13 protein-coding genes, 1 tRNA gene and 1 riboswitch are annotated in these 16,778 nt (G+C 75.0%); of the genes, 6 read left to right on the top strand and 8 right to left on the bottom strand.

From position 1 onward, the window contains the following. Positions 1 to 138 precede the first annotated feature (138 nt). A complete protein-coding gene (locus ACFXOZ_RS17850; RefSeq protein WP_380523403.1) occupies positions 139 to 1,203 on the top strand; it encodes a DMT family transporter in 1,065 nt (354 codons plus the stop codon). Between the two features lie 102 nt (positions 1,204 to 1,305). Here the strand turns inward: ACFXOZ_RS17850 and ACFXOZ_RS17845 are convergent, their stop codons facing one another. The 7 genes from ACFXOZ_RS17845 to ACFXOZ_RS17815 all read right to left on the bottom strand — a co-directional run bounded on the left by ACFXOZ_RS17845 (position 1,306) and on the right by ACFXOZ_RS17815 (position 9,165). Then, positions 1,306 to 2,082: a pyridoxal 5'-phosphate synthase gene (locus tag ACFXOZ_RS17845; protein ID WP_375882635.1), complete on the bottom strand. Its 777-nt coding sequence runs from the start codon at positions 2,080 to 2,082 to the stop codon at positions 1,306 to 1,308. Between the two features lie 466 nt (positions 2,083 to 2,548). After that, the gene (locus tag ACFXOZ_RS17840; RefSeq protein ID WP_375882638.1) at positions 2,549 to 2,878 is read right to left on the bottom strand and encodes a hypothetical protein; all 330 of its coding nucleotides are present in this window, start codon (positions 2,876 to 2,878) and stop codon (positions 2,549 to 2,551) included. A 453-nt stretch (positions 2,879 to 3,331) separates the two neighbouring features. Next, on the bottom strand, positions 3,332 to 4,696 hold the full coding sequence (locus ACFXOZ_RS17835) for an FAD-binding oxidoreductase (RefSeq protein WP_380523402.1): 1,365 nt from the start codon (positions 4,694 to 4,696) through the stop codon (positions 3,332 to 3,334). Between the two features lie 131 nt (positions 4,697 to 4,827). Then, the gene (locus ACFXOZ_RS17830) at positions 4,828 to 6,057 is read right to left on the bottom strand and encodes an MFS transporter (RefSeq protein WP_380591323.1); all 1,230 of its coding nucleotides are present in this window, start codon (positions 6,055 to 6,057) and stop codon (positions 4,828 to 4,830) included. A 49-nt stretch (positions 6,058 to 6,106) separates the two neighbouring features. Next, entirely contained in the window at positions 6,107 to 6,934 is an 828-nt protein-coding gene (locus ACFXOZ_RS17825; RefSeq protein WP_380591320.1) for a MerR family transcriptional regulator, read from the bottom strand. A gap of 175 nt (positions 6,935 to 7,109) precedes the next feature. Further along, a tRNA-Ser gene (locus ACFXOZ_RS17820) sits at positions 7,110 to 7,197 on the bottom strand. A 63-nt stretch (positions 7,198 to 7,260) separates the two neighbouring features. Then, positions 7,261 to 9,165 carry a S1C family serine protease gene (locus ACFXOZ_RS17815; protein ID WP_380591317.1) on the bottom strand — a complete coding sequence of 635 codons (1,905 nt, stop codon included), beginning with the start codon at positions 9,163 to 9,165 and terminating at the stop codon, positions 7,261 to 7,263. 208 nt (positions 9,166 to 9,373) lie between these two features. After that, positions 9,374 to 9,522: riboswitch (TPP riboswitch) on the top strand. Here ACFXOZ_RS17815 and ACFXOZ_RS17810 point away from each other — a divergent pair. The 4 genes from ACFXOZ_RS17810 (at position 9,515) to ACFXOZ_RS17795 (ending at position 13,803) form a co-directional block, all read left to right on the top strand. Then, positions 9,515 to 10,927, top strand: coding sequence for a purine-cytosine permease family protein (locus tag ACFXOZ_RS17810; protein WP_380523399.1), 1,413 nt, complete (start codon positions 9,515 to 9,517; stop codon positions 10,925 to 10,927). It overlaps the preceding riboswitch by 8 nt. Positions 10,928 to 11,006: 79 nt before the next feature. Then, positions 11,007 to 11,831 (top strand): glycerophosphodiester phosphodiesterase, encoded by an 825-nt coding sequence (locus tag ACFXOZ_RS17805; protein ID WP_375882651.1) that lies wholly within the window; start codon positions 11,007 to 11,009, stop codon positions 11,829 to 11,831. Positions 11,832 to 12,072: 241 nt separating this feature from the next. After that, on the top strand, positions 12,073 to 12,660 hold the full coding sequence (locus ACFXOZ_RS17800; RefSeq protein WP_375882653.1) for an ATP-binding protein: 588 nt from the start codon (positions 12,073 to 12,075) through the stop codon (positions 12,658 to 12,660). A 159-nt stretch (positions 12,661 to 12,819) separates the two neighbouring features. Beyond that, entirely contained in the window at positions 12,820 to 13,803 is a 984-nt protein-coding gene (locus tag ACFXOZ_RS17795; protein ID WP_380396425.1) for a DUF5926 family protein, read from the top strand. A 217-nt stretch (positions 13,804 to 14,020) separates the two neighbouring features. Here the strand turns inward: ACFXOZ_RS17795 and ACFXOZ_RS17790 are convergent, their stop codons facing one another. Continuing rightward, positions 14,021 to 14,683, bottom strand: coding sequence for a bifunctional DNA primase/polymerase (locus ACFXOZ_RS17790; protein WP_375882657.1), 663 nt, complete (start codon positions 14,681 to 14,683; stop codon positions 14,021 to 14,023). A 618-nt stretch (positions 14,684 to 15,301) separates the two neighbouring features. Here ACFXOZ_RS17790 and ACFXOZ_RS17785 point away from each other — a divergent pair. After that, the gene (locus ACFXOZ_RS17785; protein WP_380591313.1) at positions 15,302 to 16,753 is read left to right on the top strand and encodes a PP2C family protein-serine/threonine phosphatase; all 1,452 of its coding nucleotides are present in this window, start codon (positions 15,302 to 15,304) and stop codon (positions 16,751 to 16,753) included. Positions 16,754 to 16,778: the final 25 nt, after the last annotated feature.

The following is a 16,778-nucleotide window of genomic DNA, read 5'->3' as shown; positions in this document are numbered from 1 at the left end:
GGACGAACGCGTCCGCCACGCCGCGCGGCCCGTTCGAGTCCACCCTTTCGGGCGCACCCGTCCGCATCCGTCCCGGTTTCCGTGAACGGGTTGTAACGAGCTTGCTGGTTGGTCACTCCTTACGGCAAACTCGTCAGCATGCCCACCTCCCATACCGGCGAAACCGTCGCCCCCACCTCGGCCGCCGCCGTCGCCGAGGCCCTTGCCACGCCGCCCGCCCCCACGGGCGAGCCCGCCGGCGAGCGGGGCAGCCGGCGACGAGGTGGGGAGCCCGGCTCCACGGCGCCCCCGGGGCTCCGCCCCGGCCGGTCCACCGGCCGGATCGGCAAGGCCCTGCGGCGCCCGGACAGGATCCCGGCGCCGCTTCTGTGTCTGGTCGCGATGTTCCTGGTGCAGACCGGCATCGCCCTGTCCAAGCCGCTGTTCGGCCCGCTCGGGGTCAGCGGCACCACCTTCCTGCGGCTGGGCTTCGCCGCGGTGATCCTGCTCGCCGTCACCCGGCCCCGGCTGCGCGACAAGCGCCCGCGCGACCTCGCCGCGGCCGCGCTGCTCGGCATGGCCTCCGCCGGGATGACCTTCCTGTTCGCCGGGGCGATCGACCGGCTGCCGATGGGCACCGCCGCGACCATCGAGTTCCTCGGCCCGCTCGCGGTCGCCCTGGTCTTCGCCCGGCGGGCCAGCCACCTGCTCTGGGCCCTGCTCGCGGCGGCCGGGGTCGTCCTGCTGACCCTGCTCGGCGAAGGGGAAGGCGGCAGCTCGCTCGACCCGGTCGGCCTGCTCTACGCCTTCGGCGCGGCCGGCTGCTACGCGCTGTACATCCTGTTCACCGACAAGGTCGGCGCCGCCTTCCAGGGCTTCCAGGGGCTGGCGGTGTCGATGACGGTCGGCGCCCTGTTCCTCGCGCCGTTCGGGCTCGGCGAGGCCTGGGACGGGCTGACCGCCCCCGGCGCCTCGCCGCTGGTGCTGCTCGCCTCGGCGGCCGGGGTGGCGCTGCTGCTGCCGGTGCTCCCGTACGCGCTGGAGATGACGGCGCTGCGGCGGATGCCCCAGCGGGTGTTCAGCGTGCTGGTCAGCCTGGAGCCGGCGGTCAGCGCACTGGTCGGGCTGGTGGTGCTCGGCCAGCTGCTGGGCGCCGCGCAGCTGGCCGGGATCGGCTGCGTGGTCGCGGCCAGCGTGGGGGCCACGCTGACCGGACGGCGCTGACCGGACGGGTCTGACGGGAGGGGGCTGGCGAGAGGCGGTTGGCGGGAGGGGGCCGACCGGAGGACGCCGACCGGGCGCGGCCGGCCCCTCACGGCAACGGCGCTACGGCCAGAGCAGGGTGCGGGACCACTCCGGGGTGCGGACCGGGCCGGTGCGGGTGTAGCGCAGCCGGACGTGCCGGCGCTGGGCGTCGCCCTGCCAGAACTCCACCTCGTGCGCCCACAGGGTGTAGACCGCGTGGCCGGGCGCGACGGCGTCCGGGGTCGCCTCCAGCCGGCGCCGGGCGACCGCCACCGCCTCGTCGTACTCGGTCAGCTCGGCCAGCGGCTCGCTCTGCCGGCCGACCAGCGCACCGACCCGGGCGGCGGGCGAGCGGGTGGCGAACTCCGCGGCGGCGACCAGGTCGGCGGCCCGCTCGACGCTGCCGCGCACCCGGACCTGGCGGCCCAGCTGCGGCCAGTAGACGTTCAGCGCGGCGGCCGGGTGGTGGGCGAGCTGGCGGCCCTTGGGGCTGTCGGCGGCCGCGGAGAAGTTCCAGCCGGTGCCGGCCGCGTCCACGTCGCGCAGCACCAGCACCCGGGCGTCCGGCATGCCGTCGGCGTCGACCGTGGCGAGGGTGAAGGCCTGCGGGTCCAGCACCCCGGCGTCCAGGGCGGTGGCGAGCCAGTCCACGAACAGCGGGCCGGGCTCGGCGGGGGCGGCCGCGGGGTCGAAGGAGGGCAGCGGGCGGGCCATCGGCGGGCGGCCGAGCAGCAGTTCCGGGACGGACCTCGGCCCGGGCCGGCGCTCGTCCGGTGGTGCCGGGCACGGCTGCGGCTGCGGCTCCGGTGCGGGCCTGGCCCCGTCCGGGCCGGTCAGGCCCTCGTCCTCCGCCGCCATCGCGCGCCTTCCTTCCGATTGCCGCGGTCGCCGCCCCGACCGGGCCGTCCGTTCCGGGCCCGGGCACGTGGAGCGCTGTCGGAGCGCAACCGTACCGCCGTGGACCGACGGCGCCGGGCGCGGGCCCTCGCTGGAGGGATCCGGGCCGCTCGCGGGGGGCGGGGCGCGTGCGGGCGGGGCGTACGGGCGGGGCGTAGGGGCCGGGCGCGCGGGCCGGGCGCGGGTGGCGGGCCGGTGGGGCCCCGGGCCCGGACGCACTCGTGGGCGGTGCCGATGGCGGCACCGCCCACGAGGCCGGCTTCGCGGCGACCCTTTCCGCTGGCCGGTCCATGCGTTCGTCCGGTCTCCCCGGTCCGCCCGGGGCGGGAAGCCCGCCCGGTGACCGTTCCGGACCCCACCGCGGATGCTCAGCTCACCCGCGGCCGTCCACCTCCGGCGCCCCCGCCGGCAGTGGCACCCGGGGCCGTCAGGGGAAGATCGGGGCGAAGATGACGTTGATGTTCTTGTTGCCCTGACCGGCCAGGACGTTGCCCGCGTTGTCCTTCACCGCGACGGTGTTGTTCTGGTTCGAGGCGCCGGCGCCGGTGGCCGTCTGCTGGTTGGAGACGTAGTTGCCGTCGAGGCCGCCGAAGATGTTGCCGGTGCCCGTGTTGGACACCACGCCGGCGTTGGAACCGGCCGCGGCGCCCGCGCCGTTGTCGGCGGCGGCGGCCCCGGCACCGGCCAGCAGCAGACCGGCCGCCAGCGGGGCGGCGAGCAGGAACCCGGACACCCGGCGGGTGTTGAAGCGAGCCATGTGAGCCTCCAAGAAGCCGTTAATCGTGCATTGGTCGAGCATGGTGCGGGGGTTCGCCGGCCAGACGAACACCTGCGGGCTGCGACGCCGGGAGAAAGACTTCCGCAACAAATCGACAAAGCACTAGCCGACGGAGCAGTTTTCGCCCGTTAGCGTGATATCCACCCGGGCCGCGCATAACGGGCGGAAGATCGGACAGTGCGCCGACACACCGCTACTGACCTGCGACTTCGCCCGTTCGGCGGCCTTTCCGCGGACGTCGGACGACGGCGCGTCAGTGCCGTACGAACCTCCGGGCGCACCACCCCCGGCGCGGGCCACCCCTGAACACGCCCCCGAAAGGTTCGCCCACCCTTCCAAGTCGACTTTCCAGCCATTCACAGACCATCGGAAAGTCGTACCGAGAATGCGGGCCGAAGGATGCGCATGAGGAGAAGATATCCGCGCCGAAAATCAGACCATCTTGCCCGGATTGAGGATGCCCAAGGGGTCGAAGACCGCCTTCACCTGCCGCTGCAGGTCCAGCCCGACCGGCCCCAGCTCACGGGCCAGCCAGTCCCGCTTCAACAGCCCCACCCCGTGCTCCCCGGTGATGGTGCCGCCCAGCTCCAGCCCGAGCGCCATGATCTCGTCGAAGGAGCGCTGGGCCCGCGCCGTCTGCTCCGGGTCCGCGGCGTCGAAGATCACGATCGGGTGGGTGTTGCCGTCCCCGGCGTGGCTGACCACCCCGATCGTCAGCGCGTGCCGCTCGGCGATCGCCGCGACGCCGTTGAGCATCTCGGCCAGCCGGGAGCGCGGCACCGCCACGTCGTCGATCATCGTGGTGCCCAGCCGGTCCAGCGCGGGCAGCGCCAGCCGCCGGGCCGCCAGCAGCAGGTCCGACTCCGCCTGGTCCTCGGCCGGAACCACCTCGGTCGCCCCGGCCTCCCGGCACAGCTCCGCGACCCGGGCCAGCCCGGCCTCCCGGTCCGGCCCGTCGAAGGCCACCAGCAGCAGCGCCCGGGTCGACTCCGGCAGCCCCATCTGCCCCAGCTCGTTGACGGCCCGGACGGAGACCGCGTCCATCAGCTCCATCAGCGACGGGGTCAGCCCGCGCTCCATCACCGCGCAGACCGCCGCCCCCGCCGCGTCCGCGCTGGGGAACTCCGCCGCCAGCGCCAGCTGCGGCTCCGGCGCGGGCCGCAGCGCCAGCACCGCCCGGACCACCACCCCGAGGGTGCCCTCCGAGCCGACGAACAGCCGGGTCAGGTCGTACCCGGCCACTCCCTTGGCCGTGCGGCGCCCGGTGGACAGCAGCCGACCGTCCGCCAGCACCACGTCCAGCCCGAGCACGTACTCGCTGGTGACGCCGTACTTCACGCAGCAGAGCCCGCCCGCGCCGGTGCCGATGTTGCCGCCGATCGTGCAGGACTCCCAGCTGGACGGGTCCGGCGGGTAGCAGAGACCCAACTCCTCGACCGCGCGCGACAGTTCCGCGTTCACCACGCCCGGCTCGACCACCGCCACCCGGTTCACCGGGTCGATCTCCAGGATCCGGTTCAGCTTCACCAGCGACAGCACGACGCAGCCGTCGACGGCGTTCGCCGCCCCCGACAACCCGGTCCGGGCCCCCTGCGGCACCACCGGCACCCGCAGCTCGGTCGCGGTGCGCAGCACGTGCTGCACCTGCTCGACCGTCTCCGGGAAGACCACCACGGCGGGCGTCCCGGCGGCGCAGAAGCCCGCCATGTCGTGGCTGTAGGCGGCGGTCACGTCCGGATCCACCACCACCGCCTCCGCCGGGAGGCCCAGCGCCAGTCGGTCCGTCAGATCACTCATCGCCGCCTCCAGTCACCACCGCGCCGCCGCCACCTCCGCACTCTGCCCCGAGGCCCGGAGCCGGGCAAGTGGGCCTCGGCACCGGCCACCGGCCGCCGGCCGGTGTCCCGCCGACCGGCGGTGCCGGTCGGTCAGGCCCGGCGCAGCACCGGGGTGGCGAGGGCCGCCAGCCCGGCCGCCCCGGTGGCGAGGGCGCAGAGCAGGGCGGGCGGGACGGCTCCCGTCGCGTCCGCGGCCGTCCCGAGCAGCCCGGTGGACAGCACCAGGGCGAGGCTCTGCACCAGCGTCAACAGGGCCTGCACCCGGGAGAGATGGGAGTTCGGGGCACCGCCGAGCACCAGCGGCCCGAGGTGGCAGGCGAACAGTCCGGAGCCGAGGCCCACCACCGTGCTGCCGACCACCGCCGCCCCCGGACCGCCGGACAGTGCCAGCAGCACGGTGCCCGCCGAGGCCGTGCAGAGCCCGGCGGCCGCCCCGACCCCCGGCCGGGGCAGCCCGCCGCGCCAGGCGACCGCCGCCGCCACCGCGAGCACCCCCGCCGCCTGACCGGCGGTCACCAGTCCGGCGGTGCCCGCCGCCCAGCCGTGTGCCCGGGCGAGCAGCGGGCCGAGCAGCGAGACCACGGGCAGCAGCGCCCCCGCGGCGGCCCCGGTCAGCAGCAGCGCGGCCCGCAGCAGCGGATCCCCCAGGGCCAGCCGGACGCCCGCCCCCGCCTCCCGCAGCAGGCCCACCGGGGCGGCGGCGGGAGCCGGACCGGGCCCCTCCCGGTCCGGCCGGACCCGCAGCAGGACCAGCAGGACGACCGCGAAGCTCACCGCGTCCGCCGCCGCCGCGCCCGCGAGCCCGCCCCCGGCGACCAGCAGGCCGCCCAGCGGCGCCCCGAGCAGCACCGCGCACTGCCCGCCGGCCTGCCGCAGCGCGAGCGCCCGGGGCAGCCGGTCCGCGGGCACCAGCCGGCGCGGCATCGAGCCGCTCGCCGGGAGGTGGAACGCGTCGACCGCCCCGGTCGCCACGGCCGCCCCGACCAGCAGCCACAGCGGCGCGCCCCGGCCGCCGGCCACCGCGAGCGCCAGTGCGGCGGTCACCACCAGCATCACCGCGTCCCCGACGAGCATCACCCGGCGGGCGCCGAACCGGTCCGCCACCGCCCCGCCCAGCAGGACCAGCACCGTACGGGGCACGGTGACCGCCGTCAGCACCAGCCCGGCCGCCCCGCCGCCGTACCCGGAGGCGGCCCAGCCGAGGGCGAAGGACAGCGCGGCGTCACCCAGCAGCCCGGCCTGGGCCCCGGCCAGCCAGAGCAGGTACGGCCGGGGCAGGGCGGTGCGCCGGGCCGTCCCGGCGGAGGTCGCGGTGGTCATGCCGGGTGACGCTAGGACCCTCGACCTGGTCGAGGGCAAGCGGCGGCCGCTACCTGCGGACCACCGGTTCCTGGAACTCGACGACCCAGCCGGACCGGTCGGCCGGGGTCTCCAGGTAGCGCTCCCGGGCGTAGCCGGTCGAGCGGTAGCCGTTCTGGTCGATGTAGCGGGCCAGGGCCTGGAAGCTGCCCATCGCGTCGTCCATCGAGCCGCGGTGGACGATGGTCACCGCCTCCTCGATCGGCGCCAGGTCGACCACCTCGATGTCGTCCCGGCCGGCCCGCACGGACGGCGCGACCTGGAGGGCCACCCGGACGACCACCGAACCGTCGCCCTCCGGCCCGTCCTCGTACCGGGCGACGGACGGCCCGACCACCTCGATCCCGGCCTGCTCCACCCGCCGGCACAGCTCGTCGAAGAGCGGGCCGATCACCGGGGTGATGTCCTCCGGCGCGTAACTCGCCGCCACACCGCTCAGTTGGGCCACCCGCACGGACGGAACGGGCTTCACCACGACATCGTGCTCGAACATGTTCCCCTCACTCTCGATCGTCCGGAGCCTCGCCTCCACCCGGGCCAGCCGCTGCTCGTCCGCCGCGATCGCCTCGGCGAGCTGGGCCCGCCGCAACCGCAGCATCCCGCGCAGCTCGGCCGGGTCCGGGTGCTCGTCCAGCACGGCCCGCACCTGCTGCAGCGTGAAGCCGAGCTCCTTGAGCGCGATCACCCGGTTCAGCCGGGCGAGTTGGACCGCCTCGTAGGAGCGGTACCCGGTGGCCGGGTCCACCCTGGCGGGTGTGAGCAGGCCGATCGCGTCGTAGTGGCGCAGCATCCGCACCGACACCCGGCCGTGGACGGCGAAGTCTCCGATGTTCAACATGGTGCTCCCACTCCACCGTCTCCCCCTGTGTCAGGGTCAACCCCCGGCCGCCGGCCCGGCCGCGACCCCGCGTCGGCGCACCGTCGGCCCGCCGCCGGCCCGCCCCGGAAAACACCGAGGGCGGGTGCCGAAACGATCTCGGCACCCGCCCTGAGCAGGTGGTTTCTCCTACCGGCGGAGAGCGTGGGATTCGAACCCACGGTGACGGGTCACGCCACGACAGTTTTCAAGACTGTTCCCTTAGGCCGCTCGGGCAGCTCTCCAGGCGGAGGTCAGCCTAACGGGTCCGACGGCCTTCGGCGCACACGATTCCGCGGGCCCGGGGGTCACTGATCGCCGTCCCGCTGGCCGAGCGTGACCTTGGTGGTCATGGTCTGGCCGTTGCGGGTGTACTCGACGTCGACGGTCTCGCCCGGCTTGTGCGTCCAGATCCGGCTGACCAGGGCGGGACCGTTCTCGATCGGCGCGCCGCCGAGCTTGGTGATCACGTCGCCCGGCTTGAGGCCGGCCTTGTCGGCCGCGCCGCCGGGGGTGACGGCGGGCTGGCCCTGGACGTCCTTGGTCTGGATCTGCGCGCCGTCGCCCTTGTAGTCGTCGTTGCGCAGCACGTCGAGCTTGGCGTAGACCGGCTTGCCGGTCTTGATCAGGGTGTCCGCGACCCACTTGGCCTGGTTGATCGGGATGGCGAAGCCCAGGCCGATGCTGCCGGCCCGGCCGTTGGCGGAGGCGTTGGACTGGATCGCCGAGTTGATGCCGATCACCGCGCCGCTGGAGTCCAGCAGCGGGCCGCCGGAGTTGCCGGGGTTGATCGAGGCGTCGGTCTGCAGGGCGTTCATGTACGAGGCCTGCGAGCCGGTCTCGTCGCCGGAGGCGACCGGGCGGTCCTTGGCGCTGACGATGCCGCTGGTGACGGTGGACTCCAGGCCGTACGGCGCACCGATCGCGACGGTGGCGTCACCGACGTTGACCTTGTCGGAGTCGGCCAGCGGCAGCGGCGACAGCTTGCTCTTCGGCGGGTTGTCGATCTTGACCACGGCGACGTCGTAGCCCTCGGCGTGGCCCAGCACCGAGGCGGTGTAGGAGGTGCCGTCGGCGAACTTGACGGTCAGTTTGCCGCCGTTGAGGGCCGGCGCGACCACGTGGTTGTTGGTGAGGATGTGGCCCTCGGTGTCGAAGACGAAGCCGGTGCCGGTGCCCGACTCGGTGCTGTTCTGCGCCTTGATGGTGACGACGCTGGGCAGCGCCTTCTGGGCGATGGCGGCGATCGACCCGGGGACGGGCTCGTTCTTCTGGGTGTTGCTGGCCTGGACGGTGGTGCTGCGGTGGTCGTCCGCCGAGCTGCTGCTGCCGGCGTGGTCGCTGGCGACCACACCGACCGCGCCGCCCGCGATGCCGGCGACCAGCGCGACGGCCGCGAGCAGGGCCACCAGGCCGCCGCGCTTCTTGCGCGGGCCGTGGCCGCCCGGGCCGCCGGGGTACTCGGCGGGGTAGCCGAACGGACCGCCGGGGCCGCCGGGGTGGCCCGCGCCGGCGTCGTGGCCGCCGCCCCAGCCGCCGAGCGGCTGGCCGGCGCCGAAGGGGTGGTGCCCGGGTGCGCCGGGCGCGACGGGCGCACCGGCGGCCGGGGCGCCGTACGGCTCCTGGGCGTTGGCGGCCGGGACGCCGTAGCCCTCGTGGGCGCCGGCGGCGGGCACGCCGTGGGTCGGGGTCGCGTACGGGTTGGTGCCCGGGGTGCCCGGCGGCAGGGCGGGCGCGGCCGGAGCGGCGGCGACCGGGGCCGGGGCGGGCGGCGCGGGCGGCAGGACCGGCGGCGGGGCGTCGATGTAGCCGGTGGCCGGGTCGACGGCGGGCTCCTCGACGGCGGGCGCGGCCGGCGCGGCCGGGGCCTCCGGCGCGGGCACCTTGGTGAAGGCGACGGTCGGCTGGTGCCCGCCCTCCGCCGGGGCGGCCTCGGCCGCCGCGCTCGCGGCGGCCAGCTCCGGGACCCGGCCGAACGCCATGGTCGGCTGGTGCCCGCTGTCGGCCGGGGCGGCGTCGGCCGACCCGTCCACCGGCCCGGCCACCGGGTTGTCCACCGGTTCGTCCTTCGGCTCGGGAACCCGGCTGAAGGCCATGGTCGGCTTGTGGCCGCCCTGAGCGGTGCCGTCGGGAACGGCACCCGCCGCCTCCGGGGCCCCCGCGGGCTGCTCCCCCTGCGGCCCGGTGGGCCCAACCTCGCGCTCGGTGCTCACGGACGACCTCCATAGCTGACAGAACCAAGGACCATAGTTTTTCGCACCGGCGATTCGATTGCCGTAAGGACCCCTCTGAATAACTCATAAGAATCCTTAGCCGCCACCGACAACCGGGGCTCCCCACCCCCGCCGGGCGTCCCGCGATGCGGACCGCGCACCCCGTGGCCTTTGGCGTTCGTACCCGTGCCGGTTAGCCTGTCGCTCCAAACTGACACGCGGGAGCTTGGACCGACCAGGCTGAGAGTGCGCATGTCGACCGTACGCCAGGCCAGTGACCGGCGGACCGTCGAGGGGGCGCTGACCGCCGGAACCTGTCCGGGTAATGCCGGCGTAGGGAGTATCGGCCATGCCGCCTGCTTCGCCATCCTCTTCTCCGGGCGCGCCCGCGTCCAAGGATTTCCCGCCGGACCCGGCCGGCGCCGGCGCCGCGCTGCTGGACCACCGCGTCGAGGCACCGCTGGTCCTGGACACCGAGCCGCCGCGCACCCTGCGCTTCCGGGACCACTTCGCGCTGTGGATGAACCTCGGCGTCAGCCTGATCGGCTTCTCCACCGCCGCGACCGTGCTCGGCGAGAAGGGCAGCGAGCTGTCGCTGGCCGCCGCGGTGACGGCGATCGTGACCGGTACGGCGGTCGGCACCGCGATGCTCGGCGTCGCCGCGCTGATCGGGGCCCGCACCGGCGCCCCGGCGATGGCCAACCTGCGCGGCCTGTTCGGCACCCGGCTGTCCTACCTGCCGACCGTGCTGAACATCGTCCAGTGCGTCGGCTGGGGCGTGTTCGAGCTGCTGACCATCGCGGCGGGCGCCCAGACCGTCGCCCACACCAGCGACTACCGCTGGCTGTTCGTGCTGCTCGCGGGCGCGCTGACCACCGCGCTGACGATCTGGCCGCTGGGCTCGATCGCGGTGCTGCGCCGCTTCGTGGCCGGGGCGGTCGCGGTCGCGATGGTGTACTTCACCGTCCAGCTGGGCCGCCAGGGCGTGCCGGACCCGGGCGCGGGCAACTGGCACGGCTTCCTGGGCGCCACCGACGCGATGATCGCGGTGTCGATCTCCTTCGTCCCGATGGCCGCCGACTACACCCGGCACTCGCGCAGCCCGAAGTCGGCCTTCTGGGGCAGCTTCTCCGGCTACACCGTCGCCCAGGTCTGGTGCTACGTGCTGGGCCTGATGGCGCTGCTCCAGTCCGACGGCGACCCGAGCCGGATCTTCGACTCCTTCCTCGGTGTCTGGGCCGGCTGGCTGTTCCTCCTGGTGCTGGTGCTGCGCGAGACCGACCAGTCCTTCGCCAACGTCTACTCGACCGCGATGTCGCTGCAGAACCTGCTGCCGCGGGTGGACCGCCGGGTGCTGAGCGGCGGGATCGGCGTGCTGACCACCGTGCTGGCGCTGCGCATCGACCGGTTCACCGACACCTACAGCAACTTCCTCGGCCTGATCGGCTCGGTCTTCGTACCGCTGCTGGCGGTGCTGGCGGTGGACTACTTCTTCGGCGCCGGCCGGCACGGCTGGGACCTCTCCGAGCGGGCACCGTCCCGCTGGCTGATGCTGCTGCCGTGGGTGCTGGGCTTCGCCGTCTACCAGCTGATCGCGCCGACCGCGGTGGGCGACGGATGGGTGGACTTCTGGACCTCGGCCCAGCGGACCCTGCACTTCACCCCGCAGGAGTGGACCTCGGCCTCGCTGTTCGCCTTCCTGGTGCCGGCGCTGGTCACCTGGGGCCTCACCCCGCTGACCCGCCGCACCGCCCGGGCCTGACGCACCGGGGGCGGAGCCGGCCCCGCAGGTTGGGACCGGCTTCGCCCCGGGTTCACCCGCGCCCCCTATCGTTGGGGCCGTGACCAGCCCAGAACTGCCCTCGGCGGCGGCGCGCACCACGCCCTCCGTCCAGGTGATCGCCCACCGCGGCTCCTCCCACGCCCTGCCCGAGCACACCCTCGCGGCGTACCGGCGCGCGCTCGACGAGGGCGCGGACGCCGTCGAGTGCGACGTGCGGGTGACGGCCGACGGCCACCTGGTCTGCGTGCACGACCGCCGGATCGGCCGGGTCTCGAACGGCCGCGGCACCGTCTCCGCGATGACGCTGGCCGAGTTGGAGGCGTACGACTTCGGCGCCTGGAAGACCGGCCGGCCCAGCACCGACCCCGAGCTGCGCGGCGTGCTGCGGCTGGAGCGGCTGCTCGAACTGGTGGTGGACTGCGGCCGCCCGGTGGACCTGGCGATCGAGACCAAGCACCCGGTGCGGTTCCGCGGCCGGGTCGAGGCCGAGCTGCTGCGCACCCTGGAGCGGTACAAGATCGGCACCGCGCCGGACGGCGAGCGCCCGTCCGCCCGGATCATGAGCTTCTCCTCGATCGCGCTGAACCGGGTGGCCGCCGCCGCGCCCGACTACCGGCGGGTGTTCCTGATCGAACGGATGCTGCCGCTGCTGGGCCGCCTGCGCCCCGGGCAGCCGCTGCCGGGCGGGGCCCGGATCGCCGGCCCCGGCATCGAGCTGATCAAGGCCAAGCCGCAGCTGGTGCCCCGGCTGCGCGAGCTGGGCCACGAGGTGCACGTGTGGACGGTGGACGAGCCGGCCGACGTCGAGCTCTGCCTGGAGCTCGGGGTCTCCGCGATCATCACCAACAGGCCCGCCGAGGTGCTGGCCCAGCTCGGCCGCTGAGCCGGGGCCGGGCGCCCCGGGTACCCGGGGAAACCTGATCACCCTGGTCGGCAGTCAAACCTTCCGCGCACGGTATTGCCGGAATTCTTGCGATCGGGCGACGGAGGGTGAGCACGGAATGACCTCTTGTCGACCCTGAGTCGCGCCGCCGGAAAAGGGCCCGCAGGATCCTCCGACAGTCGTTTCCGACGCATTACCAAGGGGCATCCATCCCTCGGCATACGCTGAAGGAGGTCCGGGGGTGGCGTTGATGGTGGCGCGTGAAGTGCCGACTTCATCGACCATGGCAGTGCCGCACGGCCCAGCGAGTGTCGGGGTCGCACGGCGCCGACTGCGTCGAGATCTGGGTGACCGGCAGATACCGGAACCGGTCATCGATGATGCTGTTCTGATCCTTTCCGAACTGTTGAGCAACGCCTGTCGGTACGCCCGTCCGCTCGGCCCGCTGCCCGCCCTGGGCCGCGGCGCCCGGGCGGAGGTGGTGGACCAGGTGCTGGTCGGCGTCCCCTCCGGGACGCACCCGGCACCGGGCGGCCGGGAGCCCGAGGACGACACGGCCGAGCCGGCCGGCGGTGTGCTGGTCCGCTGGCAGATGCACGCCGACGGCGTGCTCACCCTGGAGGTCACCGACGGCGGCGCGGCCACCCGGCCGCTGCCCGCCAGCCCCTCGCTGACCTCGCGCGGCGGCCGCGGCCTGGCCATCGTCGACCAGCTGGCCAGCGACTGGGGCGTCCGGGACGCGCCCGGCGAGGTCACGGTCTGGGCGGCGCTGCCCGCCCGCGCCCGGCACGCCCGGCGCACCGGGGGCGGCACCGCCCGCAGCGCGTAGCCGTCCGAGCGGCACCCGTCCGACCGGTACCAGGGCGTACGGCACCAGGGCGTACGGCACCCGTCCGACCGGCGCCCGCCCCGGCGCGTTCCCGCGCGCCGGGGGAACCTCAGTAGGCTTCCCGTGAAACAGGACCACCGTCCCCGGGAGAGCCGCAGCATGGGCAAGAAGGCCGCCAAGAAGGCGCCGCAGCGCCAGTCCACCACCGCCGTCACGGGTGAGATCCCCGTGGTCGGGGCCCGCGAGGACTGCCCCTGCGGCTCGGGCCGCCGCTACAAGGCGTGCCACGGCCGGGAGGCCTCGCACGCCGTGCAGGAGCTGGTTCACCGCCCGTTCGAGGGCCTGCCGGGCGAGGCCGACTGGGTGGCGCTGCGCGAGCTGGTGCCCGCCGCCACGGTGCCGCTGACGCTGGCCGCCGGAGTGACCGCGACCGCCGGGGGCGACGTCCCGTCGGTGACCCTGGCGACGGTGCTGCCGCTGGCCTGGCCGGCCCTGCGCCGCCCCGACGGCTCGATCCTGCTCGGCCTGCAGACCCAGTCCTCCTCGGGCGACCTCAGCCGCGACCTCGCGGACGCCCTGGAGCTGGCCCTGGCCACCGAGCCCGGCAGCCCCGTCCCGGCCCGCCGGACCGTCCCGGGCGGCCGCCGCCTCCAGGACCTGCTGGACGCCTCCGCCGCGTTCACGCCCACCGTGCACACCGGCTTCGAGTTCTGGCTGGAGGACGCCGAGACCGCCACCGGCGAGGTCGCCGCCTCGCTGGAGCGCGCCAACGCCTCCGCCATCCCGACCGAGAAGCTCGCGAGCGTCGACGCCGCCTACTGGTGCGGCACCCCGGACAAGAACCACCTGCGCTGGGTGATGACCGTGCCCGAGGAGCGGCTGCTGGACGCGCTGGCCCGGCTGAACGCCGCCGGCGAGGCCTCGCTCGGCGCGGACACCCGCCTGGTGGGCTCGTTCCGCGCGCACGGCCTGACCGTCCCGGTGTGGGACCTCCCGCTCGCCATGACCGCCGCCGACTGCGAGAAGCCGGCCGCCGAGTTCGGCGAGCGGCTCGCCGCCGTCCTCGCCGACCCGACCGAGCTGACCGCCGAGGAGCGGCGCGCCCGCGCGAACCTGGTGAACCGTCAGGTCACCCTGAACTAAAGCGCGCAGGATCCGGGTGATACGCGTCACATTGTCGCCGGGAAGCCGCAATTTCCGGGCCTGGAGGGCGTCTTGGAAATTGGCGCGGGCGCGGATCCTTGTTACTGTCTAAAGAGTCCGGCCGCTGGTGCATCCCCCGTCGCCAGCGGCCGGATCTTTTCTTTTCCGGAACGCCCCGCACCACCGGGCCCGGAGTCCGGCCCGACCCGGCGATCCGTCAGTACGTCGAGCGCCCGCTGTCCAGCCGGACCGTCGCCTCCACCAACTCCCCCAGCAGCGGCCCGACCTGCGGCAACCGGACCCCACCGGCCGCGGCCGGCCGCGGCGCCAGCACCCAGCGCACCCTCCCGGCCCCGCCGCCGGGCGGCAGCGGCAGGAAGCCGCCCGGCCCGTGGTAGCGCAACGATCCTGGCACCGAAGGGAGTTGGGCGAGCATCTCGCCCAGGGCGTCGAGCGAGTACGGGGCCACCAGCAGGGCGTAGCGGCCCGGCATCGCGAGCACCGGGCCGAGCGGCAGCCGCAGCGCGCCCAGGTGGACCAGCGCCCTGGCACCGGCCGCCGCGGGCAGGCTGACCGCCGAGACCGCGGAGCCGGTGGCGGCCAGCACCGGCGCGTCCGGGGTCTGCCGCTCCCACCACCAGCGCACCATCCGGGGGTCCGTGGTGGCGGCCAGCAGGGACGGGTCGTGCGGATGGGCGCCGGGCGCCGGGCAGTCCGGCTCCCCGCAGGAACAGCGGCCGCCGCACAGCACGGTGCCGGGCACCACCGGCCAGCGGTGTTCGACGGCGGCCGTGAGGGCCGCGGCCAGCCGGGCGGACGACTCCTGCGGCTCCCGGGACTCCTGCGACCGGCTCCTCGGGCTCTTCGGGTTCTCACGCATGGCGCTCGTTCCTTTCCCTGACCGCTCGGTTCGCTCCGCCCCACCGACATCCGTCGGGACCCGCCGCAGGGGCCCGCGGCGGCACGGCCCCGGAAAGGCGCGGAACGGGGCGGGCGGCACGGCGGACGGCGCGGCTACGACGTGGAGCACGGTGTGGAGCACGACATGAGAAGGGCCGCGCACTGGAACAGCCCCTGGAACGAGAATCCCGTATGCGACCGGATGGACGTCGCCCGGGCGCGCTTGGTTCCACCGTACGAGTGAGAGACTTCCGGCCAGCCCGGATCGCGGGCGGCGCGGACATACGATCCGGACGGCCGCCCGGTCCGTCCCCTCGGTTCTGCCCGCTCCCGGCTCGCTCCATGCCTCCGGCTCCGACCGGCGCGCCGCGCCCGGTGCGCGCCCTCCGACCGGGTCGCGCGGACGTGGAACCGGCCACCGCATCGTCCTGGATCTGGACATGCCCCGAATGGCCTGTGTAGAAGTGGTGGCATTGCTGTCGATCAATGACGAGTAGTAGCGAATCGAGGCGAAACGCGTCCTTTGGCCGTGCTCGCTCCACATTGGCCGTACCTGGGGGTTTCGCATGGCACGTAGCACCGCGTCAGGAGTGGCGGCATGACCAAGTCCCACGCGTCGGCCGCCCAGCCGTCGACGCCGCCCGCAGAGCCGGGTGAGACCGGCTGTGCGGGCGGGCTCACCGTCCTCGACCCGCCGCCGGACCTGCCCGGCCCCACCGACGCTCCGGACGGCGGCGCCGACGGCCCCGCGGCACCGTCCAGCACGGTGCAGGACCGTTTGGCCGGACGCCTGTCCGATATCACCAGCCTGTACGAGCACACCGAGCGGCTCGCCCGCGCCCGCGGCACCACCGCCACCCTGGACGCCGTGCTCGCCTCCGGCGCCGCCCTGCTCGGCGCCGACCGCGGCGTCCTGGTCACCCTGCTGCCGGGCGGCGGCACCGGCCAGCCCGTCGGCCTCGGCCTGGACCGGGCCAGCCTCGGCGCCCTGGAGACCGTCCCGACCGAACAGAGCCTGCTCGCCCGGCTGCTGAGCGAGCACGACCGCCCCGAACAGCTGCACTCCGCCGACCTCGCCGACGACCCGGCCGTCGGCGCCCGGCTGCGCGAACTCGCCGTCCACCTCGGCCTCGGCGGCGCCTACGGCCTCCCGCTCGCCACCGTCGAGGACGGCCCGCTCGCCGCCGCCGTCTGGTTCTACGACCGGCCCGCCCAGCCCACCGACTGCCAGCGCGAACTCGCCCGCCACTACTGCGAGATCGCCGCCCCGCTGCTCGCCAAGCAGCTGGAGGCGGAACGCACCCTGCGCACCACCGAGGCGCTGCGCCGCGGCCTGCTGCCGGACCACCTCCCGCAGATCCCCGGACTGCGACTGGCCGCCCGGCTCGTCCCGGCCGGCCTGGACCGCTCCAGCGGCAGCGACTGGTACGACGCCATCCCGCTGCCGGACGGCACCGTCGGCCTCACCGTCGGCTCGGTCTCCGGCGACGGCCCCGGCGCGGGCCCCGGCTCCGCCCCCGGCGCGGCCGCCGCGATGGGCCGGATCCGGGCCGCGCTGCGGGCGTACGCGGTGCTGGAGGGCGAGGACCCGGTCTCCGTCCTCGGCGACCTGGAACTGCTGCTCAAGACCACCGAGCCGACCCGCACCGCCACCGCCGTCTACGCCTGGGTCGAACCCGAGGACCGCCGGATCACCCTGGCCGGGGCCGGGCACTGCCCGCCCGTCCTGGTCGGCCGGCACGGCGCCGAGTTCGTGGAGACCTCGCTCTCCGCCCCGCTCGGCATGCTGGCCTGCTGGGAGGCCCCCGGGGTCGAGCTCACCGCCGGGCGCGGCGACACCCTGCTGCTCTACACCGAGGGCCTGGCCCGCCGCTGCGGCCCGACCCTGCACGCCGGCCAGGCCAACCTGCGCCGGGCCGCCGCCGACGCCCCGCGCGACGTGCGGATCGACCCGGAGCGGCTCTGCGCCCACCTGCTGGCCGTCTGCCCCGCCCCGGACGCCTCCCCGGCCACCGACGACCTGATGCTGCTGGCCGCGCGCTTCGAGTAGGGCCCGTCTTCGGACTACCGCAGTG

Source organism: Kitasatospora sp. NPDC059160 (assembly GCF_042755465.1).
Taxonomy (GTDB): domain Bacteria; phylum Actinomycetota; class Actinomycetes; order Streptomycetales; family Streptomycetaceae; genus Kitasatospora.
The sequence above is the reverse complement of the archived record's forward strand: the minus strand, read 5'-3'. Positions and strand labels throughout refer to the sequence as shown.